The sequence below is a fragment of the Streptomyces sp. RK9 genome (genome assembly GCF_045070545.1).
GTDB classification, from domain to species: Bacteria; Actinomycetota; Actinomycetes; order Streptomycetales; family Streptomycetaceae; genus Streptomyces; species Streptomyces alboflavus.
On sequence record NZ_CP173704.1, the window covers coordinates 43,134 to 65,238 of the forward strand.

The window sequence follows — 22,105 nt, forward strand, 5'->3', positions numbered from 1 at the left end:
CGGGCTGTTCGTTGTGCGGCGACGAGCGGCGACAAGGGGTATGAGTGCCGCTCGAAGGGGGCAATGCGGAGGATCGGGCGCCGGCGGTCGTACGGCCCCGGGGCGGGGGCGGACGGCCACCGGGCTAGACGGCCGCCTTCTTCAGGCGGCGGCGTTCGCGTTCCGAGAGGCCGCCCCAGATGCCGAAGCGTTCGTCGTTCGCAAGCGCGTACTCAAGGCATTCGGAGCGGACCTCGCAGGCGAGACAGACCTTCTTGGCCTCGCGCGTGGAGCCGCCCTTCTCGGGAAAAAAGGACTCGGGGTCGGTCTGGGCGCAGAGTGCGCGCTCCTGCCAGCCGATTTCTTCGTCCGCGTCCTCGACCAGCAGTTCCTGAACCAGCTCGGTCATGTGCGCCCCTCGTCTGTCTTCGCGTCCCCGTGGTGCTGCCGTTACCGATTTCGGCTGAACGACACGAGTGAAATTACAAGTGTGCCGATCCGGGCCAGTCAAGCCGAGATCTGCTATTGGGCCCCTTATTCACTCTGCGGAACCAAGGCTTTGCGGAAAGTGTTCAAATCTACCTAAAACGTGACACTTGCCAGCGGCCGATCCACCGCCCGCCCTGTCATGGGCACTCAGTGACCTCAACGACAGGGACGCCACGGCACCCACTCCCGTTGCATCGGACGAAACCGAAGCGAACCGGATCACATTCGGATCACAGGATCACAACGGCGGACGAGCGCCGGTTGACGCGCCGGTTGACGCGCCCGCGAGCGCTGGTTGATGCGGCATGTGTCCCAGGGGCGACTGCACAAACCTTTCGCCGCTCAGGGGAACCGGATGAGGTGAAACATTGTCCACAATTCGGACGTCGAGTTGACACCAAGGGTGTGAGCCGCTGTCCTGGTGGGCATGCTCGCGAACTTGGCGCTTCCCGTGACCCGCACTGGCGGGTCTTCCGGTGCTGCCCCCGCGCGCTGTCGCTGTACGGGCATCTGTTCCAGCTGTTGAGGCACGCCTCCGGCTGTTGAGCCACTCCCCCTCGTACGACCTTCTCGCACCGCGTCGTACCGCTTCGTACAGCTCGCCCGAAACGCACGGCTTCGTACGACCCCATCCTGCGACACCCCAGCACTCATACGTTGAGGAACCACCGCACCATGAACAGCGACAGCGACCTCCAGATCGCCGGCGACATCCTCGAAGTCCCGCACCTCCTCCAGCCCGCGCGCGAGCACCCCGTCACCGTCGCCGAGTTCGCGGGCCTCGCCCGCGGCATCGCCGCCGACCGCTCCCAGTGGGCCCACCTCGTCCAGTACGACGCCGCCACCCGCTGGTACCACCGCCTGCGCACCGGGCCCGGCTACGAGGTGTGGCTCCTGTCGTGGGTGCCCGGACAGGGCAGCGGATCCCACGACCACGGGCGCTCCAGCGGCGTACTGACCGTCCTTGAGGGCGAACTGACGGAGCGTACGGAGCGCGGCACCCGCGCCCTGGGCTCCGGCGCGCAGCGCGTCTTCGCGCCCGGGTACGTCCACGAGGTCGTCAACGACTCCCTGGAACCGGCCGTCAGCCTGCACGTGTACTACCCCGGACTCACCGAGATGCCGATGCACACCGCCCGGTGCGAGGCCCGCGCGCCGCACGATCCCGTGACCGCCTGAATCCCGTGACCGCCTGACACGATGTCGTACCCGCCTGCGATGCTGGGCGCATGCGCATTGTGGTTCTGGCCGGCGGCATCGGCGGCGCCCGTTTCCTCCGCGGCCTCAAGAAGGCCGCGCCCGACGCGGCGATCACGGTCATCGGCAACACCGGTGACGACATCCACCTGTTCGGCCTGAAGGTCTGCCCCGACCTGGACACGGTGATGTACACGCTCGGGGGCGGCATCAACGAGGAGCAGGGCTGGGGGCGGGCCGACGAGACCTTCAAGGTCAAGGAGGAACTCGGGGCGTACGGCGTCGGACCCGACTGGTTCGGGCTCGGCGACCGGGACTTCGCCACGCACATCGTGCGCACACAGATGCTCGCGGCCGGCTATCCGCTCAGCGCCGTCACCGAGGCGCTGTGCGAGCGCTGGCAGCCCGGCGTGCGGCTCATCCCCATGTCCGACGACCGCGTCGAGACGCACGTCGGCATCGAGCTCGACGGCGAGCGCAAGGCCGTGCACTTCCAGGAGTACTGGGTGCGGCTGCGCGCCTCCGTCGACGCGCACGCGATCGTGCCCGTCGGCGCCGAGCAGGCCAAGCCCGCGCCCGGCGTCCTCGAAGCCATCGCCGAGGCCGACGTCGTGCTGTTCCCGCCGTCCAACCCCGTCGTGAGCGTCGGCACGATCCTCGCCGTGCCCGGCATCCGCGAGGCCATCGCCGAGGCCGGGGTCCCCGTCGTCGGCCTCTCCCCCATCGTCGGCGACGCGCCCGTGCGCGGCATGGCCGACAAGGTCCTCGCCGCCGTCGGCGTGGAGACCACGGCCGCCGCCGTCGCCGAGCACTACGGCAGCGGGCTCCTCGACGGCTGGCTCGTCGACACGGTGGACGCGGCCACCGTCGAGCGCGTCGAGTCCGCCGGGATCCGGTGCCGGGCCATCCCCCTGCTCATGACGGACGAGGACGCCACCACGGCGATGGCGCGGGAGGCGCTGGCGCTGGCCGAGGAGGTGCGGGCGTGAGGGGTTCCTCCGGGGGTGGTGCGGCGGGCTCCGTGGGTTCCGCGGGGGCGGGTGCGGCAGGCTCCGTAGGGGCGGGTGCCGTGGGGGCCCCGGCCGCCGGGGACGTGCCCGGGTTCCGGGTGTGGGCCGTGGGCGGGCTGCCCGAGGTGCGGCGCGGTGACGACGTCGCGAAGCTGATCGCCGTCGCCGAGCCCGCGCTCGCCGACGGGGACGTCGTGCTCGTCACCTCGAAGATCGTCAGCAAGGCCGAGGGGCGCGTCGTCGCGGCCGCCGACCGGGAAGCGGCCATCGACGCGGAGACCGTACGCGTCGTGGCCCGGCGCGGGACCCTGCGCATCGTCGAGAACCGGCAGGGCCTCGTGATGGCCGCCGCCGGCGTCGACGCCTCCAACACGCCCGCCGGGACCGTCCTGTTGCTCCCCGAGGACCCCGACGCCTCCGCCCGCGCCATCCGCCAGGGCCTGCGGGACGCGCTCGGCGTCGACGTCGGCGTCATCGTCACCGACACCTTCGGACGGCCCTGGCGGGCCGGGCTCACCGACGTCGCCATCGGCGCCGCGGGCGTGCGGGTCCTCGACGACCTGCGCGGTGGCACGGACGCGTTCGGGAATCCGCTCGTCGCCACCGTCGTCGCCACCGCCGATGAGTTGGCTGCCGCCGGGGACCTCGTCAAGGGGAAGACCGCGGGGCTGCCGGTCGCCGTTGTGCGGGGGCTGGGGCATGTGGTCACCCGGGGGGCGGCGGGGGCGGCAGGTACGTCGGGTGTGTCGGCTGTGTCGGGTGCGGGGGGATCGGAAGGGCCCGAGAGTTCGGGGAGTTCGGAGGGTTCGGGGGGGTCGGAGGGTTCGCGGGGCGGCTTCGAGGCCGAGGGTGTTGAGGTCGGGGCTCGGGCTCTCGTGCGCGACGCCCGGGACGACATGTTCCGGCTCGGTACGTCCGAGGCCGTGCGCGAGGCGCTGTCGCTGCGGCGGACCGTACGGGAGTTCACCGACGAGCCCGTCGACCCCGGAGCCGTACGACGCGCCGTCGCCGCCGCCGTCATCGCGCCCGCGCCCCACCACACCACCCCCTGGCGGTTCGTGCTCCTGGAGTCCGAGGAGTCGCGGGTGCGGCTGCTCGACGCCATGCGGGACGCCTGGATCGCCGATCTGCGGCGGGACGGAAAGTCCGAGGACGCCATCGCGCGGCGGGTGCGGCGCGGGGACGTGCTGCGCAACGCCCCCTACCTCGTGGTGCCGTGCCTCGTCATGGACGGGGCGCACACCTACGGGGACGCTCGGCGGGACGGGGCCGAGCGGGAGATGTTCGTCGTCGCCGCCGGGGCCGGGGTGCAGAACTTCCTGGTCGCGCTGGCCGGGGAGCGGCTCGGGTCGGCGTGGGTGTCTTCGACGATGTTCTGTCGGGATGTCGTGCGGGGGGCTCTTGAGCTTCCTGGGGACTGGGATCCGATGGGGGCCGTTGCTGTGGGGCATGCGGCTTCGCCTGCGGCGCCGCGGGGGGAGCGGGGGGTTGAGGGGTTCGTGGCTGTGCGGTAGCGGTTGCCTCGCGGGGGCGCCCCAGTCCCGCCCCTTCCCGGCTGTGACAATTTGCGGCTCCGCCGCGTGGGGGGCTGCGCCCCTGGACCCCGTAGGCAGGCGTCCCGTGGCGGGTGGGACAGTCCTCCCTCGAATCGGCGCTCCGCGCCTCGTCCTCAAACGCCGGACCGGCTGAATACCACTGCCCCGAGGCGGGCCTGAAGGTGCCGCCTCGGAGGCTCAGAGTGCTGCGATGTTCGCCTTGGGCATTTTCGGGGTGCGGCGGGGTGGGGTGTGGCCGCTGAGGAGGATGAGGCGGGCTGCTCGGTGGCGTTGGCCCTCGTAGGGGGCCAGGAGTTCGAGCATGCGGGTGTCGTCGGCTGTGCGGTCGCCTGCGAGGGCGTAGCCGATGATGCCGGGGAGGTGGAGGTCGCCGACCGTCACCTCGTCGGGGGCGCCGTTGCTGCGCTGGACGGTCTCGGCGGAGGTCCAGGGGCCGATGCCGGGGATCAGTTCGAGGCGGGTGCGGGCCGCCACCGGGTCCATCGCCGCGGCCTCCTCCAGACGGGGGGCCACCCGGGCCGCGCGCAGGATCGTCGACGCGCGCTTGTTGTCCACGCCCGCCTTGTGCCACTCCCAGGACGGGACGCGTGACCACGTGCGCGGGTCCGGCATCACGTACATGTGGGCCTGGGCGGGGGTGGGGCCCGGGGCCGGTTCGCCGTACTTGCGGACGAGGAGGCGCCAGGCGCGGTACGCCTCGTCCGTCGTGACCTTCTGCTCCAGGATCGACGGGATCAGGGTCTCCATCACCAGGCCCGTGCGGAGCAGGCGGAGGCCCTGGCGGCGGCGTTCGGTCTGCGCGACCAGGCGGTGGCGGGGTACGAACGCCGTCGGGTCGTCGGCGGCGCCGAGGAGGTCCGGGAGGCGGTCGAGCAGCCAGTCCGCGCCCTCGCCCCAGGCCTCCGCCTCCGCCTCGCCCGTGCGCAGGGCGACGCGGAGGGTGGCCGGGCCCTGGGGGGTGCGGGTGGCTCGCCAGACGGAGCCGTCGGGGGTGGTGCGGAAGGTGGGGTCCGCGGGGCCTCTGCGGAGGGGGCCGAGGGTGAGGCTCAGGTTCAGGGGGGCCGGGGGTTTCCAGGTGCGGGTTGCCGCTGCGGTGTTCTGGCGGGGGGTGCCTCGGGGGATCGTCGTTTCGCCGCCGCGCACGGTGGTGCGGGTGGGGTGGGGGACGAAACGGGACGACATCCGTCGAGGGTACGTGGTGTCCCTGCCGGGGGCTCCCCAATCCCGCCCCTTCCCGAAACCGGGGCTTCGCCCCGGGCCCCCGGGGGTGGGTTTCCCGTGCGGGTGGGACAGTCCGCCCCCGATCGGCCTGCGGCCTCGTCCTCAAACTCCCCCCAAGCTCTTAAGGAGCAGGGGGGACCCCCACGACGGGCTGAAAACTTCCCCGGGGCGGGGTGGAAGTGTGCTGCGGGGCGGGCCGGAAAAGTGCCGCGGGACGGGGCGGAAGTGTGCTGCGGGGCGGGGCGGAAGTGTGCCGCGGGGCAAGGCGGAGAGGTGTCGCGGGGCGTGGCGGAGAGGTGTCGTAGGGCGGGCCTGATGGTGCCGACTGCCCGGTCGGACGAATGGTGGGGGCGGGTGGGTGGGAGAGAGCCTGTCCGGCGATTGAGGACGAGGCGCGGAGCGCCGATAGCGAGGGTGAGCCCGGCGGGGCTGAGGGTGCCGGGCTGTTGCGCAGCAGAGTGCAGGTTTGGGCGGGTGGGTGGGAGAGAGCCTGTCCGGCGACTGAGGGCGAGGCGCGGAGCGCCGTGGCGGGGTGGCGGTCGGCGGGCAGGCAGTGCCGACTGCCCGGGCGGAGGACGAGTCGGGGCGGGTGGGTGGGAAGGGGCCCGCGCCCGGCGGCTACTGGTCGGAGGAGAAGCGGACCGCGCCCGCCGGGAGGCGGGCCTCGCACCAGACACGGACCCCGTCCCGCAGTTCGTTGTCGGCGCCGACGAACGCCCCGTCTCCGACGACCGCCCCGGTGAGGACCGAGCGGGCCCCGACCGAGGCCCGCGCCCCGATGAGCGAGTCGGTGATGACGGCCCCGGGCTCGATGACCGCGCCGGAGAGGACCGTGCTGCCGACCAGCCGGGCGCCCTCGCCGACGAAGGCGTCCTCCCCGATCACCGTGCCACCGGTGAGCTTCGCGCCGGAGGCGACCCGGGCGGAGGGCAGGACGAGCCGGTCGCCGCAGCGCCCGGGCACGGCGGGGGACGGCGCGCGGCCGAGGACGAGGTCGGCGGAGCCGCGTACGAAGGCCTGCGGGGTGCCGAGGTCGAGCCAGTAGGTGGAGTCGACCATGCCCTGGAGATGGGCTCCGGAGGCGAGCAGGTCGGGGAAGGTCTCGCGTTCGACGGAGACGGGCCGCCCCGCGGGGATCGTGTCGATGACGGAGCGCCGGAAGACGTACGCGCCCGCGTTGATCTGGTCGGTGACGATCTCCTGCGGCGTCTGCGGCTTCTCCAGGAAGGCGGTGACGCGCCCGGTCGGGTCGGTGGGGACCAGGCCGTACGCCCGCGGGTCGGCGACCTTGGTGAGGTGCAGGGAGACGTCCGCGTCGACGCGCCGGTGCTCGGCGACGAGGGCGCGGATGTCCAGGCCGGTGAGGATGTCGCCGTTGAAGACCAGGACGGGGTCCTCGGGCCCGGAGCGCAGCCGCGAGGCGACGTTGCGGATGGCGCCGCCGGTGCCGAGGGGTTCCTCCTCGGTCACGTACTCGATGTGGAGGCCGAGCGCCGAGCCGTCGCCGAAGTACGGCTCGAACACCTCCGCGAGGTAGGAGGTGGCGAGCACGATGTGGTCGACGCCCGCCGCGCGGGCGCGGGCCAGCTGGTGGGTGAGGAAGGGGACACCCGCCGCCGGGACCATCGGCTTGGGTGTGTTCACCGTGAGCGGACGCAGCCGGGTGCCCTTGCCGCCGACCAGGAGGATCGCTTCTGTCACCTGTCGTCTCTGCTTCCTGCTGGGGCCGGCCGAGGTTTCGTGTCGGCCGGCCAGTGTATGCAGATGGATGAGCCGGTCCGCGGGGCGAGGGACCCCAGGGCCCCGGTGGACGGACCTCGGCGGCCCCGGTGGGACGACCTCAGCGGCCCTGGTAGCGGGCCGACGCGGACCGGGCCGTGCCGAGCTTCTTGTACAGCAGCCGACCGGGGCACTCCGTGGCGAACCCGTCCCGGTGGCCGGAGATCACGTTGAGCCTGACGTTGCTGCCCTTCCGGTAGAGGTTGCCACCGCCCGACTTCAGATACGTCTTGCCGCGGGGATTCGCGCCGAACAGGCCGAGCTTCCACGCGGTGAGCTTCGCGACCGCGGTCACCGCCGCCTTGGGCGGGCCGGCGCTGGTGAACGTGCCGAGGACGGCGATGCCCATGCTGTTGCTGTTGAAACCGAGAGTGTGCGCGCCGAGGACCGCCTTGGCCACTCCCCCGGCACGGCCTTCGTAGATGTTTCCGCACTTGTCGACGGCGAAGTTGTAGCCGAAGTCGCGCCAGCCGCTGCTCTTGACGTGGTAGCGGTAGATACTGCGCAGGACGGAGGGTGCCTGCGAGCAGCCGTAGTTGTTGCCGGTGGCGCTGTGGTGCACGAAGGCCGCCTTGACGGTCCTCGTGTACGCGAAGTTCCGCTCGCGCAGGCCCTCGTCGGCGCCCCAGCCGCGCCGGGTGACGATGCGCGGGCGCGGCCCGACGTACGGCCTGGCCCTGGTGAGGTCACCGCCCTGCGCGGCGACGAGGTCCGCCTGGGTGTGGGCCCGGTCGAGCGGGGTGACGGCGGTGGCGCCGAGCGGGGCGAGGTCGGCGTTCACGGCGGACGCGGCGGCGGACTCGGCGGTCATGAGGCCACCGGCCGCGTCCGGCAGCCCGGCCTGGACGCCGTCGGCCTTCGCCGGGGCTCCCTGCGGCGCCCCGCCCTCGTACTGGTCGGCGGGCGGAGCCGGGTGCTCGCCGGGGTCGACGAGTTCGAGGCGCAGGCCAGCGGGCAGGGCCGCCTCCGTCTCCGGCAGCGCGCGCCCGGCCCGTCCGGTGGCCCGCCCGGGGCCGCCCTCGGTCTCGGCCCGGACCCGCAGTTCGACCCCGTCGGAGTCCCCGACCCACAGGGGCGCCGTCGAGCCGCGGACGCGGCCCGAGTCGCCCTCGGCCGTGCCGGGGTCGGCGGCGTGTTCGTGGTTGTGCGTCTCGACCTCCTGCCAGGAGGACCAGCTCGTGGTGCCGGTCGCGCGGGTGCGGACCTGGACCCGGCCGTGCAGTTCGACGTCCGGGTCGTCCCAGACGACACCCACCAGGGAGAACGGGCGTACGTCGCGGCGGGCGAGCCCCTGGTCGCGGGACCCGGCGCCGCCCGCGCGGTCGGCGCCGAGCGGTCCCAGGGACAGCGACTGGGTGCTGCCGGGCAGCGTCTCCGCGGCGGGCCGGGTGACGGCCGCGGTATCGGACGACGTCAGGGCGAGGGGGAGGGCGAGCGCCGTGGCGCAGGTGACACCGATCGAGGAAGCAAGGAATCCACGCATACAACTGATAGTTGACATAGCAGTACATATCTGTCCATCGGGAGACGCCCGGAACTGACGGCCCGTCGGCCCGACGACCGCCCGACCGGCGGCCCCAACTGGGCATCGCGCAACGGCGACACGCCGTCGGCCGCGTACCCTTGCGGCCGTGAACGCCAACGACCGCACCCCTGCCGACCTGCTGCGATCCGCGCTCGCCGCGGACCCGGCGCGCCCGCTCGTGACGTACTACGACGACGCGACCGGCGAGCGCGTCGAATTGTCCGTGGCCACCTTCGCCAATTGGGTGGCCAAGACCTCCAACCTCCTCCAGGGCGAACTGTCCGCCGAGCCCGGCGACCGGGTCGCGCTGCTCCTGCCCGCGCACTGGCAGACGGCGGTGTGGCTGCTCGCCTGCTCCTCCGTGGGCGTCGTCGCGGACGTCGGCGGCGACCCGGCGGCGGCCGACCTCGTCGTCAGCGGCCCGGACACCCTTGAGGCAGGACGGGCCTGCTCCGGCGAGCGCGTGGCCCTCGCCCTGCGCCCCCTCGGCGGCCGCTTCCCCGAGGCCCCCGCGGGCTTCGCCGACTACGCCGTGGAGGTGCCGAGCCAGGGCGACCGCTTCGCCCCGTACGCGCCCGTGGACCCCGACGAGCCCGCGCTCGCCGTCGGCGGCCTGGAGCTGACCGGTGCCGAGCTGGTGGCGCGGGCCGGCGCCGACGCCGCCGAGCTGGGCCTCGCCCCGGGCTCCCGGCTGCTCTCCGACCGCCCGTACGACACCTGGGACGGCCTGAGCGCCGGGCTGTACGCGCCGCTGGCCGCGGGCGGCTCGGTGGTCCTGTGCCGCCACCTCGACCGGCTGGGCGAGGGCGGCCTGGAGAAGCGGCTTGAGAGCGAGCGGGTGACGGCGACGGCCCGCTGAGGTCCCGCCGAGGTCCCGGCGGAGCCCCGCCCGCCTCCCCCGTTCGGCCCAGCGGAGCCCCTGGCCCGCAGGCCCCCCGGCGCGCGCCGGTCCATGGTCGTAAGAGCGCACTGAGCGAGCAGAGCGACCGTGCACCGACCGCAGCCATGAGGGGTGGACCGCCACGTGACCGACACCGCGCGCACGCCGTCCGAGCCGGGCGAGGAAGCGGCAGGGGCCGCGACCGCGCCACGCGAGGCCACGTACGCGCCGGGGGCGGGCGTGAGCCCCGCGGGGTTCGGACCGCGCCGCCGCAGGCTCCGCTGGCTGCGCTGGGCCGCGCTCGCCACCGCCGTCCTCGTGCTCGCCGCGGGCGGCGTCGGCTGGGCCGCGTACACGAAGCTGAACGGGAACATCACCAAGGACACCGGCGCCGCCGCCGAGCTCGCGCGCTACGAGGAGGAGCGGCCGACGCCGCTCGTGCACGACGCCCAGAACATCCTGCTCATCGGCTCCGACTCCCGCTCCGGGCGCGACAACCGCAAGTACGGCCGCGACCTCGGCACCCAGCGCTCGGACACCACGATCCTGCTGCACCTGGCCGCGGACCGGCAGAGCGCGACCGCCGTGTCGCTGCCGCGCGACCTGATGGTGGACATCCCGAGCTGCCGCCGCCCGGACGGCTCCCGCACCCGCGCCCAATTCGCCCAGTTCAACTGGGCGTTCGAGTTCGGCGGCACGGCCTGCACGATCCGCACGGTGGAGAAGCTCACCGACATCCGGATCGACCACCACATGGTCGTGGACTTCGCCGGGTTCAAGGACATGGTGGACGCCGTCGACGGGGTGCGGGTCTGCCTGAAGGAGCCCGTCGACGACCGGGCGGCGAAGGTGCGGCTGCCCGCGGGACCGCAGACCCTCGACGGCGAGCAGGCCCTCGGCTACGTACGCGCCCGCAAGTCCATCGGAAACGGCAGCGACACCGATCGCATGGACCGCCAGCAGGAGTTCCTCGCCGCGCTCGTCAACAAGGTGCGCAGCAATGACGTCCTGCTGAATCCCGTGAAGCTCTATCCCGTTCTGGACGCGGCCACGTCCTCGCTGACGACGGACCCGGGCCTGGCGAGTCTGCGCGGTTTGTACGAACTGGTGCGCGGGGTGCGCGATATCCCCACGGAACGGGTTCAGTTCCTCACCGTGCCGCGGCGTTCCTACACCTATGACGCGAATCGCGACGAGTTGGTCGAGCCGGCCGCGGACGAGCTCTTCACGCGGCTGCGGAAGGACGAGCCGGTGCGCGTGACGCGCGACGCCGCGGCGGCCGCGTACGAACGGACGGCCGCCAAGGCGTACGAGGACGACTCCGAAGAGACGTACGACGAAGGCGAATCCGCGTACGAGGACGGCGCGTCGGACGAAGCCGCCGAAGACTCCGGGGGCGACGACGGCTCCTCGGGGAGCTACGACGACGAGAGCGACGAGAAGCCGGACGACCCGAGTCATACGCCGAGCCCCGCGCCCACATTCCGGGGCAACACGGCCGACCGGACCAGCTGCGAGTAAAACCCTCGGCGCCCGGAAGGGCACCTCGGCAAAGAAATTGGGTGGATTGCCCAGTTGTAGGTGCCTCAAGGGGGAGTGGAATTTGTCACCGGCGTCGTTGGACGCTGAACTGGGCGGATAGTGTGAGCCGATCCGGTGCCCGGTCTTCGCGACCGCGCACCGTCGTACGACTGACCGAGCGCCTTCTTGAGGGGGGAAAGGCGCCGCGTGGCCCTGACGGAGGACGCAAACAACCGTGGACGCGCAAGGCCGTGGGCGGGCTGATGACATCGACCCCGCAGACCAGTGGGTACTGAACCCGCAGACCGGCGACTACGAACTGCGACTGAGTCCTTCCGCAGGGCAGTCGGCGCCGCCTGGAGTTCCCGGACCCCGTGGCGCCGCGCCCCGGCCGCCGGGGCGGGGCTCCGAGCGCCCGGGCGGCCGTGAGCGCGGCCGGGACCAAGGGCGGGACCAGGGCCGGGACCACGGCCGCCGCCAGGGGTCCGAGCACGGCTCCACCGGCGGCAGGGAGCACGGCCGCGAGCAGGTGCCGGGCCAGCGCAGGCGGCGCGGCGCGCAGCCGGAGGCGGCCACGGGCGGGCGGCGCAACCGGCGGCCCAAGAAGAAGAACACCGGCAAGAAGATCGCCATCTGGACGGGCGGCACGGTGGCCTTCGTGGTCGTCGTCGCCGCCGTCGGCGGCTATCTCTACTACCAGCACCTGAACGACAACATCACCGCCGTCTCCGACGACGGCGCGGGCACCGGCGGGTTCAGCAAGGACCGCGCCATCAACATCCTGCTCGTCGGCACGGACAAGCGCAGCGGCGACGGCAACAAGGGCTACGGAGACGAGGGCAGCGTCGGCCACGCGGACACCACGCTCCTGCTGCACGTCTCCAAGGACCGCTCCAACGCGACCGCGTTGAGCATCCCGCGCGACATGATCACGGACATTCCGGACTGCCCCACCAAGCAGGACGACGGCTCCATGAAGACCATCCCGGGCTCGCAGCAGGTCCGCTTCAACGAGAGCCTCGGCCAGAGCGAGCGCACGCCGAGCTGCGTCATGCGCACCGTCACCGAGATCACCGGCATAAAGCTCGACCACTTCATGGTGGCCGACTTCAACGCGGTCAAGACGCTGTCCAGCGCGGTCGACGGCGTGGACGTGTGCCTCGCCAAGGACATCGACGACCCCAAGTCGCATCTGAAGCTGCCCAAGGGCAAGCACACGATCGAGGGCGAGGAGGCCCTGGCCTTCGTCCGCACCCGGCACACCGTGGGCAACGGCGGCGACCTCAGCCGGATCGAGCTGCAGCAGCAGTTCCTCAGCTCACTGATGCGCAAGCTCAAGTCTGGGGGCACGCTGACCAGCCCGAAGAAGATGATAAGTCTGGCGGAGGCGGGCACGAAGGCGCTCACCGTCGACTCCAAGATCGCCGACATAATGAAACTCCGTGACCTCGGCATGGAGCTCGGCAAGCTCGACATGAAGAACCTGACCTTCGCGACGACCCCGGTGGTGGACAACCCCGCCGAGAAGACACCCGTCACGGTCGTGCTCAACAAGGCCAAGTCCGACGAGCTGTTCTCGATGATGCGCGAGGACGTGTCGCTGACCGAGGTCAAGAAGAAGGAGAAGAAGGAGAAGGCCGCGGTGGCCGCCCGCCTCAAGGGCCCCAAGGCCGACCCCGCCGACGTGCGCGTCGACATCTACAACGGCAGCGGCAAGACGGGCGCCGCGCAGGCGACCCTCGCCTGGTTGCAGAACAACGAGGGCGTGACGAAGTCCAGCCAGCTCGGCAACGCGCCGAAGAACCTGGGCAAGACCACCCTGGAGTACGGCAAGGGCGAGGCCGACCAGGCGCGGCGGCTCGCCGAGCTGATGGGGCTGCCCGGGTCGGCGCTGAAGCCGGGCGAGAGCGAGAAGAACGCGCAGGGGCTGCCCGCGATGGTGCTGACCCTCGGTGCCGACTTCAAGGGCGCGGGGGTGCCCATAAGTGCTCCGTCGAAGGCACCGGACGGCATCCAGAAGGTCGGTGCCGACAAATCCGTGTGTGCCAAGTGACCTGAGACAGTTGTTTGACGTCTCACAGAACGCCACACCTGGCGGCGGGCCGGCGACCGCCGCCGGGTGTGGCGGCGGCACCGCGCCGCAAGTCGCCGTGGGGCGGCCGCACTTGTGAAGCAGGGCGGGGAGGGGCAGGGATGGGGCAGCACAGTGTCCGTGGGGAGGGAGCGTCCGGTGGGGCGGGGACGCGGAGGACTTCGCCCGACGCGGACTCGGGCACGGCGGAGGAATCCGGCACAAGCGACGCCGCCGCGGCGGCGGGATCCCGTGCGGTGGGGGCCGACGGGGCGCGGGCCGGGCGTGGCGCGGGTGCCAAAGGAGCAGGCACCGGCGGCGGCCGGGCCAAGAACGGCACCGCCAAGGGCGGCACGTCGGGCCCGCCCGGCAAGGGCGCGCGGGGCGGTGGTGACGGGGGCGGCGGCAAGCCGAGACGCCCGCGCAAGCGCCGTGTCCTGCGCTGGTCGGCGATCGTCCTCTCGGTCCTGATACTCGGCACGGCCGGCGCCGGTTACCTCTACTACCAGCACCTGAACGGCAACCTGGAGACGGACGACCTGAACCTGGGCGACCACCGGGCCCCCGAGCCCACGCCCAACTCCGCGGGTCAGACGCCCCTGAACATCCTCCTGATCGGCTCCGACGCCCGGGACTCCAAGGAGAACCAGAAGCTCGGCGGCGCCAAGGACACCTTCGGCGGCCCGCCGCTCGCGGACGTACAGATGCTCCTTCACCTGTCGGCGGACCGCAGCAACATGTCCGTCATCAGCATGCCGCGCGACACCCTCCTGACCATCCCCAAGTGCACCGACCCGGACGACGGCAAGGTGTACCCGGAGAGCGGCCCGCGCACGATGACGAACGAGTCCCTGGGCCGCGGCGGCCCCGGCTGCACGGTCGCCACCTGGGAGAAGCTGACCAACATCCATATCAACCACTTCATGATGGTCGACTTCTCGGGTGTGGTGTCGATGGCCGACGCGATCGGCGGTGTGCCCGTCTGCGTGGACAAGAACATCCACTCGCGCACCAGCGAGGGCAAGGGCTCGGGCCTGAAGCTGGAGAAGGGCACCACGAACATCAAGGGCGAGCAGGCCCTGCAGTGGCTGCGCACCCGCTACGGCTTCGAGGGCGGCACCGACATATCCCGCGCCAAGGCCCAGCACATGTACATGAACTCGCTCGTCCGCACGCTGCGTGAGAACACCGGCCTGACCAGCCCCAACCGGCTGCGCAAGCTCGCCGAGAACGCGACGAGGGCACTGAAGGTCGACCCCGGCATCGGCTCCCCCTTGAAGCTCATCGGCCTCGGCAACGAGCTGAAGAAGGTCTCGCCGGAGCGCACGACGATGACGACCATGCCGTTCGAGTACGCCGGATCCCGGGTGGTCCCGAAGCCGGGCGACGCCGAGCAGCTCTTCCGGCTGGTACGGGACGACATCGCCCTCGACGGCAAGGGCAAGCGCAAGCCCGCCAAGGAGAAGCTGTCGGACGACCCGGCGGCGCCGGACGGGGAGATCGCGCTGCAGGTCCAGAACGGCACGCGTACGGCCACCCAGCCCGCCGCCGGCGGCCGGGCGAGCGCCGTCGCGCAGTCCCTCGCCGGGCTCGGCTTCGTGAAGGCGGCGCCGGACACGTCGGCGTCGGTGACCGAGGACAAGACGGTCATCCGCTATCCGAGCGTGGAACTGGAGGGTGACGCGCAACGGGTCGCCAAGGCCCTGGGCATGCCGCTGAGTTCGGTGAAGAAGTCCACGGACGTCTCCGGCATCACGCTGGTCGTCGGCGCCGACTGGCGCGAGGGCGACAGGCCGAAGAAGGCCGCGAAGCAGGACGACTCGACGCCGGATTCGGCGGACGCGCTGAGCGGCTCCGACAAGAAGGCCTGCATGAAGGTGGACCCGAACTTCACCTGGTAGCCGAAGAGCCCCCTGGCCCCCGGGAGGGGGGGTCAGGGGGCTCTTTCAGGCCTTCTGGGCCTCGGGGTTCTTCAGGTCTTCCGGGCCGTGGTCCTGCGAGCCGGGGTTCAGGCCTCCTGGGTCTCCCCGAGGACCGCCGGGCGGCGCGAGGCGATGACCCGCTTGGCGAGCGAGCGCGGGCTGGTGAGGAAGCCCCAGCCCCACGACATGTGCATGGTCGCGAGCGCCACGGGGATCTGAAGGCGCGCCTTCAGGGGCAGGCCCTTGCCGGCCGGGACGGAGCCCGCGACGATGGCGGCGAGGTACCCGCCGGGCACGACCAGGCCCCACGGCGTGAGGGCCGCGCCCACGACGAGCCCCGCGGCGATGGCGCAGACGGCGACCGGCGGCGCGAGGTAGCGCAGGTTGATGGAGCCCTGGTGGTAGCGGGCGACGACGTGGCGCCAGCGGCCGTAGTCCTTGTACTGCTTGGCGAGGGCCTTCACGCTCGGGCGCGGGCGGTACGACACCTTCAGCTCCGGCGAGAACCAGATGAGGCCCCCGGCCTCCCTGATCCGGAAGTTCAGCTCCCAGTCCTGGGCGCGGATGAACTCGACGTTGTAGCCGCCCTGTTGCTCCAGGGCCTCGCGCCGGAACACGCCCAGGTAGACCGTCTCGGCCTGCTGTGCGTCGCCACCGGTGTGGAAGGCGGCGTTGCCCACGCCGATCTTCGAGGTCATGGCGGCGGCGACGGCCTGCTCCCAGGCGTTGGTGCCCTGGGCGTGCATGATGCCGCCGACGTTCATCGCGCCGGTCTCCTCCAGGAGGCGCACGGCGGTCGTGATGTAGCCCGGCGAGAGCGCGGCGTGGCCGTCGACGCGTACCACGATCGGGTGGCGCGAGGCCTTGATCGCGGCGTTCAGGGCGGCGGGCGTGCGTCCCGTGGGGTTCGGGACCGTGTGCACCCGCGGGTCCTCCTTCACCAGCTCCGCGGCGATCTCGTCGGTGCGGTCGGTGGAGGGGCCGAGCGCGACCACGACCTCCATCTCGCCCGCGTACTCCTGCTGGAGGATCGCGTGCACGGCTTCACGCAGGTGCCGCTCCTCGTTGAGGACCGGCATGATCACAGAGACAGCGGGGGGATGCACGTCGGACTTCAACTGCGCGGGGTCCTTTTCATCGCTCGGCCGGGAGTCCGGGGGTCGCCCCCGGGAAAGTGGAGCATCGGGCGTCACGTTACCGCGAACGGGGGACACGGGCGCGCGCCGTCCGGGTCGCTACCCCGGTCCGCAGATCGTATGGGCCTACGGTTCTGGCGTCCCCCGCCCAGTGCCACGACCGCGGAGGTGCCCCGCAGTGCCCACACCGCCCCGCTCCCCCGCCACCCCACCGCGCCGCCCTCGACCACCGCGACCGGTCCCGAAGGGGGGTCCCCGGGCGGGCCGGCGGGTGCGGCGGCCCCGCTGGGCCATGCGGGTGGCGACCACCCTGTCCGTCGGGGTGCTCGCCGCCGCCGGGATCGGGCACTCCGTGGTCTCGGGCCTGGAGACCGGCATCAGCCGCGTCGACGCCTTCAAGGACATGAAGAACCGGCCCGAGGCGGGCAACGGCATGAACGTGCTGCTCGTGGGCACCGACGGCCGCGACCGGATCACCCGCGACGAGCGCAGGAAGTACCGCCTCGGCGGAGCGCCCTGCCACTGCACGGACACGGTCATGATCGTGCACATCTCGGAGGACCGGGACCGGGCGAGCGTGGTGAGCCTGCCCCGGGACTCGTACGCCGAGATGCCCGAGCACATCGACCAGAACTCCCGCAAGCACCACCGGGCGCACCCCGTGAAGCTGAACGCGGCGTACGCGGAGGGCGGCCCGAACCTGACCGTGCGCACGGTCGAGAACATGACGAAGGTGAAGATCGACCACTATCTGGAGGTCGACTTCACCAGCTTCATGAAGACCGTGGACGTCCTCGGCGGCGTCGAGATCTGCACCACCCGCCCCCTGAAGGACTCCCACACCGGCCTGAACCTGCCCGTCGGCACGCACGAGCTGAACGGCGGCCAGGCACTGCAGTACGTCCGCTCGCGGTACGTCGACGGGGCGTCCGACCTCGGCCGGATGCAGCGCCAGCAGCGCTTCCTCGCGGCGCTCATCGCGAAGGCGACGAGCAGCGGCGTGCTCCTGAACCCGGTGAAGTTCAACGACGTCACCAAGACGCTCCTGGAATCGGTGCGGGCCGACAAGGGCTTCGGGACGACCGAGATGCTCACCCTCGGGAGGGCGATGCGGAACTTCTCGCCGTCGTCGTCGGAGTTCACGACGGTGCCGATCGGCAAGATGGGCTTCAAGGTGCCGGGCATCGGCTCCACCCTGAAGTGGGACCCCGTGAAGGCCGGGAAGCTGTTCAAGGCCCTGCGCGAGGACAAGCCGCTCGCCCCGCAGGTCAAGCAGAAGCCCGCGACGGTGCCGGTGTCCCCGCAGCAGATCCGGGTGCAGGTGGACAACGGCACGCGCACGCCGGGCCTCGGCGAGCGGGTCGACGCGGCGCTGCGGACCACCGGGTTCCGCACCACGCGGGCACCGGGGAGCGCGCTGCCGCCGCCCGGCGCCAAGCCCGTGACGCGCAGCGTGGTCGCGTACGACCCGCGCTGGGACCGCTCGGCGAAGTCCCTGGCCACGGCGCTGCCCGGCTGCGAGATGCGGGTGGTGAAGGGGCAGGGCGCGACGCTGAAGGTCATCGCGGGCAGCGACTTCAAGGGCGTGCGTCCGGTGCGGGCGGAGGACGCGCACCAGGGCGAGTACGGGGCGCTGACCGGGGACCAGGTGGTGTGTCCGTAGGCGGCGGGGCGGGGGCCCGGCGCTAGGGCCCCTCCGGCGGGTCGTCGTCGCGTACGGCGTCGGTGCGTTCGTAGCAGTCGTAGTTGTGCTGCTCGACGATCCTGCCGTCGCGGAAGGTCAGGAACGTGGCGATATGGGCGCGCAGGACCTGGCCGACGGGCAGATCGCCGAGCGGCACGGCGAGGACGCCGGTCCAGGTCACCTCGAGCGCGACCTGATCGCCCGCCGCGACGGCGTTGAGGACGTCGAAGGTCTGCCTGCTGAGCAGGTTGGCGCCCTGCTCGCCCGCCTTGAGGATGGCGGTCAGGTCGCGCACCGCCCCGTCCGGCAGGAACGGGTTGGGGTACTCGCGGTGCACGGCGTCGTCGTGGAAGAACCCGGCGAGCTCCTCACCGAGGGCGCCGCGGGCGACGGCCCGGTGGTAGCGGATCGCCGTGTCGATGTTCGGGTGCCGCTGCGCATCCGCCATGCCTCAAGCGTAGGACGGGGTTCCCGGGGCCACCAGATCCCCTGGGACCCGCCGCCCCCGCCGTGCTCAGCTCGCGTCGGGCTCCTGGGCGCGCAGCTCCTTGATGGCGCGGCGGCGCGCCAGGCGGTGCGTACGGCGAATTTGAGCCTCCTTGAAGCGGCGCTCGTTGCGCTCGGAGTCGGGGAGGACCGGGGGCACCGTGCGCGGCTTGCCGTCGGCGTCGACGGCGGCGAAGACGAGGTAGGCGGAGCCGACCTGCTGCGCGGGGGTGGACTCGTTCCAGCGCTCGGCCATCACGCGGACGCCGATCTCCATGGACGTGCGGCCCGTCCAGTTCACTTGCGCGTGCACATGCACCAGGTCGCCGACGCGGACCGGTGACAGGAACGCCATCTCGTCCATGGAGGCGGTGACCGCGGGCCCCCCGGAGTGGCGCCCCGCGACGGCGCCCGCCGCGTCGTCCACCAGTTTCATGATCACGCCGCCGTGGACCGTGCCGAGGAGGTTCGTGTCACCCGCGGTCATGATGTGGCTCAGCGTGGTGCGGGAGGCCGAGGTCGGCTTGCCGGGAAGGTCGTCTCCGGCCCCTATCGGGGCGTGATCAGTCATGGAACAAGCCTAAACGCCCGGTACGCGCCATCAGTCGGCCGAAAACGATCGCGCGGGTCCGCCCGAGGGGCCGAAGTGGCGTGCGGCACATTGCATCAGCTCTGCAACAGCACTGACCCGAAACAACGCCCTCCCTGTGAGGCGCGGGGTACGGCACTGCACACTAAGCCACATGAGCGATTGGCCAGACGCGCGGAACAGCAACGGTGACCGCCACGGGTACGGCAGCGACGGCGCACAGCCCGAGGGCGCCCGTGTGATGCGCCATGTCCAGCGCGGCGGCCCCTCGGCCCCCGGCCAGCCCGGCTCGGTCCCGCGCCAGCCTCGCCAGCCCTCGTACGACGACAACGTCTACGACGACCTCTACCGCGACCAGCGCGGCCAGGACCCGCACGCCCGTCCCGGCGGACCGGACGGCCACCAGCAGGACGGCTACGACAGCGGCTACAACACCGGCCAGGTGTACGGCTCGCCGCAGGGCCGCCCCGACGGTCCGCAGGGCCCCGGCGGCCCCGGTGGCCCGCCTGCGCCGCCGCGCGCGCCCAAGCCGCCGGTCAACTGGAAGAAGCGCATCACCTGGGGCCTGGTGACGTTCCTCGCCCTGCTGATCGTGGTCTCCGTGAGCACGTACTTCTGGGCGGACTCCAAGCTCAAGCGCGAGGTCGACCTGTCGAAGGTCATCGAGCGGCCCGAGGGCGGCAAGGGCACGAACTACCTGATCGTGGGTTCGGACAGCCGCGCGGGCATGTCCGACGAGGAGAAGAAGAAGCTCCACACCGGCTCTGCCGACGGCAAGCGCACCGACTCGATGATGATCCTGCACGTCGCGGACGACGGCGGGAACACGATGATCTCGCTGCCGCGCGACTCGAACGTCATGATCCCCTCCTTCAAGGGCTCGGACTCCGGCAAGATCTACCCCGCGCGGAACTGCGACACGACGACCCAGGTCTGCAAGAAGCTGAACGCCGCGTACGGCGAGGACGGCCCCGAGCTGCTCGTGCGCACCGTCGAGGCCAACACCGGCCTGCGCATCGACCACTACGCGGAGATCGGCTTCGGCGGCTTCGCCAAGATCGTGGACGCGGTCGGCGGCGTGGAGATGAACATCCCCAAGGGCTTCAAGGACAAGAAGTCCGGCGCCGACTTCGAGGCGGGCAAGCAGACCCTGAACGGCGAGGAGGCCCTGGCCTTCGTCCGCACCCGCTACGCCCTGCCGGGCAGCGACCTGGACCGCACCAAGAACCAGCAGAAGTTCCTCGCGGCCCTCGCCAACCAGGCGGCGACGCCGGGGACGGTCATGAACCCGTTCAAGCTGTACCCGACGATGGGAGCGGGCCTGGACACCCTGGTCGTCGACAAGGACATGGACCTGATGGACGTGGCCTCCATGTTCTGGGCCATGAAGGGCGTCACCGGCGGCGACGGCAAGTCGATGAACATGCCGATCTCCGGCTCCGCGGGCGGCAACCTCGTCTGGGACAAGGCCAAGGTCAAGCAGCTGGTGTCGCAGCTCAACAACGACGAGAAGGTGACGGTGTCCGGCAACTAGCCGACCCGTCCGGCGCACCGCCCCGACGGCCCCGGCACCGCGTGACGACGCGGCGCCGGGGCCGTCGGCGTGTCCGGGGACGCGGGGACGCGGGGACGCGGGGACGCGGGGACACGGGGACACGGGGACACGGGGACACGGCGTCGGGGAGCACGGACTTCTCGGGGGTACGAGCACCGGCGTACCCCGAACGCCTCGTCCGCCGCGAAGCCGCGCGGACCCCGTGGCACGGTGGTTCGACCACCACCCACAAGCGCCACCACCGAGCGGAGCCCTGCCATGGCGGACCTCCAGGACGAACTCGACTCCCCGGCCGAGGCAGGGGCGAACGACGAGCGCACCGCGCCCACCCACGACGTGCGCCCGGTGCCCGCCCCCACCGACGACGACCGAACGCCCGAGCCCGCGCCGGAGCCCCTGGAGCCGGAGCTGCGGGACGCCTTGGAGCGGGCCGAGGCCCTGCTCGCCGCGCACCCCGTGGCCGACGGTTACAGCGGCCTGCCCGGCGCGCTGCGCGAACTTCCCTGGTACGACCTGGAGTTGGGCGACAGCGGGCTGCAGACCGACCTGCCGCGGCTGCGGGCGGGCCGGGTCGGCATGCAGTTCTGGTCGCTCCAGATGCCGGACGACGAGCCCGAGGGCGACCGCGCGGTCAGCTCGGCCCTCGAACAGCTCGACCTGGTCAAGCACGTGGTCGCCCGGTACGCGGGCGGGCTGCGGGTGGCCCGGGACGCCTCCGAGACCACGGACGCCCGCAACTGCGGCCGCATCGCCACCTTGATCGGCCCGGCGAGCGCCCGCGCCATCGGCGACTCGCTCGGCGCCCTGCGCTCCCTGCACACCCTCGGCCTCAGCTCCCTCACCCTGGCAGGCACCTCCTGGGCGGGCGCGGACGGGCTGAGCACGTTCGGCGAGGAGGTGGTGCGGGAGATGAACCGGCTGGGCGTCCTCGCGGACCTCTCCGGGGCCTCCGAGGCGACGGCCCACCGCGTCCTCGCCGTCTCCAAGGCGCCCTCCCTCTGGACCCGCTCCGGGGCCCGCGCCCTGCGCGAGCACCCCGCGAACCTCAGCGACGAGCTGCTCGCCGCGGTCGGCGCCGCGAAGGGCCTGTGCCTGGTGCCGCTCACGGCCGACCGGGCGGGCCCGACGCTCGGGGACGTGGCCGACCACCTGGAGCATGTGCGCCGGGTGGCGGGGACCGAGTGCGTCGGGATCTCCGGGATGTACGACACCAGGTCCGGGCACCCCGGGGAGCTGACTGACGCCTCGCGCTACCCGCGGCTGGTCGCCGAGCTGTTCGGGCGGGGCTGGACCGAGGCCGACGTCACGGCGCTCACCTGGGGCAACGTGCAGCGCGTGCTGCGGGGCGCGGACTTCACGGCGCGGGCGGCGCGGGAGCGGCGGGGGGCGTCGACGGCGACGATCGGGCGGCTCGACGGCTGAGAGCGGGGGCGCGGGCCCAGGGCGGCTTTCGTCGGGCGGGCGGCCGGGAGTCGCCCGCCCCGCCCCCGCCGCCCCGGTCACAC

General features: G+C 72.2%; 17 protein-coding genes. 10 read left to right on the forward strand and 7 right to left on the reverse strand.

The window, feature by feature from the left end; genetic code table 11:
* Positions 1 to 124: 124 nt before the first annotated feature.
* A complete protein-coding gene (locus AB6L24_RS20330; protein WP_030363272.1) occupies positions 125 to 388 on the reverse strand; it encodes a WhiB family transcriptional regulator in 264 nt (87 codons plus the stop codon).
* Positions 389 to 1,143: 755 nt separating this feature from the next.
* On the opposite strand from AB6L24_RS20330, the gene AB6L24_RS20335 reads away from it, so the two are divergent.
* From AB6L24_RS20335 to AB6L24_RS20345, 3 genes are all read left to right on the forward strand, one after another.
* On the forward strand, positions 1,144 to 1,647 hold the full coding sequence (locus AB6L24_RS20335; protein ID WP_405657284.1) for a cysteine dioxygenase: 504 nt from the start codon (positions 1,144 to 1,146) through the stop codon (positions 1,645 to 1,647).
* A gap of 50 nt (positions 1,648 to 1,697) precedes the next feature.
* Positions 1,698 to 2,654, forward strand: coding sequence for a 2-phospho-L-lactate transferase (cofD, locus tag AB6L24_RS20340; protein ID WP_380845161.1), 957 nt, complete (start codon positions 1,698 to 1,700; stop codon positions 2,652 to 2,654).
* A gap of 80 nt (positions 2,655 to 2,734) precedes the next feature.
* The gene (locus AB6L24_RS20345; protein WP_405663172.1) at positions 2,735 to 4,189 is read left to right on the forward strand and encodes a coenzyme F420-0:L-glutamate ligase; all 1,455 of its coding nucleotides are present in this window, start codon (positions 2,735 to 2,737) and stop codon (positions 4,187 to 4,189) included.
* Between the two features lie 219 nt (positions 4,190 to 4,408).
* Here the strand turns inward: AB6L24_RS20345 and AB6L24_RS20350 are convergent, their stop codons facing one another.
* From AB6L24_RS20350 to AB6L24_RS20360, 3 genes are all read right to left on the reverse strand, one after another.
* Complete coding sequence (locus AB6L24_RS20350; protein WP_405657285.1) at positions 4,409 to 5,413, reverse strand: DNA-3-methyladenine glycosylase family protein; 1,005 nt, start codon at positions 5,411 to 5,413, stop codon at positions 4,409 to 4,411.
* Positions 5,414 to 6,070: 657 nt separating this feature from the next.
* On the reverse strand, positions 6,071 to 7,153 hold the full coding sequence (locus AB6L24_RS20355) for a sugar phosphate nucleotidyltransferase (protein WP_380845167.1): 1,083 nt from the start codon (positions 7,151 to 7,153) through the stop codon (positions 6,071 to 6,073).
* Positions 7,154 to 7,292: 139 nt separating this feature from the next.
* A complete protein-coding gene (locus AB6L24_RS20360; protein ID WP_405657286.1) occupies positions 7,293 to 8,714 on the reverse strand; it encodes an N-acetylmuramoyl-L-alanine amidase in 1,422 nt (473 codons plus the stop codon).
* 148 nt (positions 8,715 to 8,862) lie between these two features.
* On the opposite strand from AB6L24_RS20360, the gene AB6L24_RS20365 reads away from it, so the two are divergent.
* The 4 genes from AB6L24_RS20365 (at position 8,863) to AB6L24_RS20380 (ending at position 15,129) form a co-directional block, all read left to right on the forward strand.
* Positions 8,863 to 9,615: a TIGR03089 family protein gene (locus tag AB6L24_RS20365; protein WP_405657288.1), complete on the forward strand. Its 753-nt coding sequence runs from the start codon at positions 8,863 to 8,865 to the stop codon at positions 9,613 to 9,615.
* Between the two features lie 165 nt (positions 9,616 to 9,780).
* Positions 9,781 to 11,157: an LCP family protein gene (locus AB6L24_RS20370; RefSeq protein ID WP_405657290.1), complete on the forward strand. Its 1,377-nt coding sequence runs from the start codon at positions 9,781 to 9,783 to the stop codon at positions 11,155 to 11,157.
* Positions 11,158 to 11,392: 235 nt separating this feature from the next.
* Positions 11,393 to 13,210, forward strand: coding sequence for an LCP family protein (locus AB6L24_RS20375; protein ID WP_405657291.1), 1,818 nt, complete (start codon positions 11,393 to 11,395; stop codon positions 13,208 to 13,210).
* Positions 13,211 to 13,350: 140 nt separating this feature from the next.
* Entirely contained in the window at positions 13,351 to 15,129 is a 1,779-nt protein-coding gene (locus AB6L24_RS20380) for an LCP family protein (protein WP_405657293.1), read from the forward strand.
* Positions 15,130 to 15,236: 107 nt separating this feature from the next.
* Here AB6L24_RS20380 and AB6L24_RS20385 read toward each other — a convergent pair whose 3' ends face one another.
* A complete protein-coding gene (locus AB6L24_RS20385) occupies positions 15,237 to 16,268 on the reverse strand; it encodes a glycosyltransferase family 2 protein (protein ID WP_405657294.1) in 1,032 nt (343 codons plus the stop codon).
* Between the two features lie 310 nt (positions 16,269 to 16,578).
* Between AB6L24_RS20385 and AB6L24_RS20390 the strand changes: the two genes are divergently transcribed.
* Positions 16,579 to 17,949, forward strand: a complete 1,371-nt coding sequence (locus AB6L24_RS20390) for an LCP family protein (protein ID WP_405657295.1) — start codon at positions 16,579 to 16,581, stop codon at positions 17,947 to 17,949.
* A gap of 22 nt (positions 17,950 to 17,971) precedes the next feature.
* On the opposite strand, the gene AB6L24_RS20395 is transcribed toward AB6L24_RS20390, so the two are convergent.
* Both AB6L24_RS20395 and AB6L24_RS20400 read right to left on the reverse strand, forming a co-directional pair.
* Positions 17,972 to 18,418, reverse strand: a complete 447-nt coding sequence (locus AB6L24_RS20395) for a nuclear transport factor 2 family protein (RefSeq protein WP_405657297.1) — start codon at positions 18,416 to 18,418, stop codon at positions 17,972 to 17,974.
* Positions 18,419 to 18,484: 66 nt separating this feature from the next.
* Positions 18,485 to 19,027 carry an acyl-CoA thioesterase gene (locus AB6L24_RS20400; protein ID WP_405657298.1) on the reverse strand — a complete coding sequence of 181 codons (543 nt, stop codon included), beginning with the start codon at positions 19,025 to 19,027 and terminating at the stop codon, positions 18,485 to 18,487.
* A 172-nt stretch (positions 19,028 to 19,199) separates the two neighbouring features.
* Here AB6L24_RS20400 and AB6L24_RS20405 point away from each other — a divergent pair, with 172 nt between their 5' ends.
* Entirely contained in the window at positions 19,200 to 20,579 is a 1,380-nt protein-coding gene (locus AB6L24_RS20405; protein WP_405657299.1) for an LCP family protein, read from the forward strand.
* A gap of 279 nt (positions 20,580 to 20,858) precedes the next feature.
* Entirely contained in the window at positions 20,859 to 22,022 is a 1,164-nt protein-coding gene (locus tag AB6L24_RS20410) for a dipeptidase (protein WP_405657300.1), read from the forward strand.
* Positions 22,023 to 22,105: the final 83 nt, after the last annotated feature.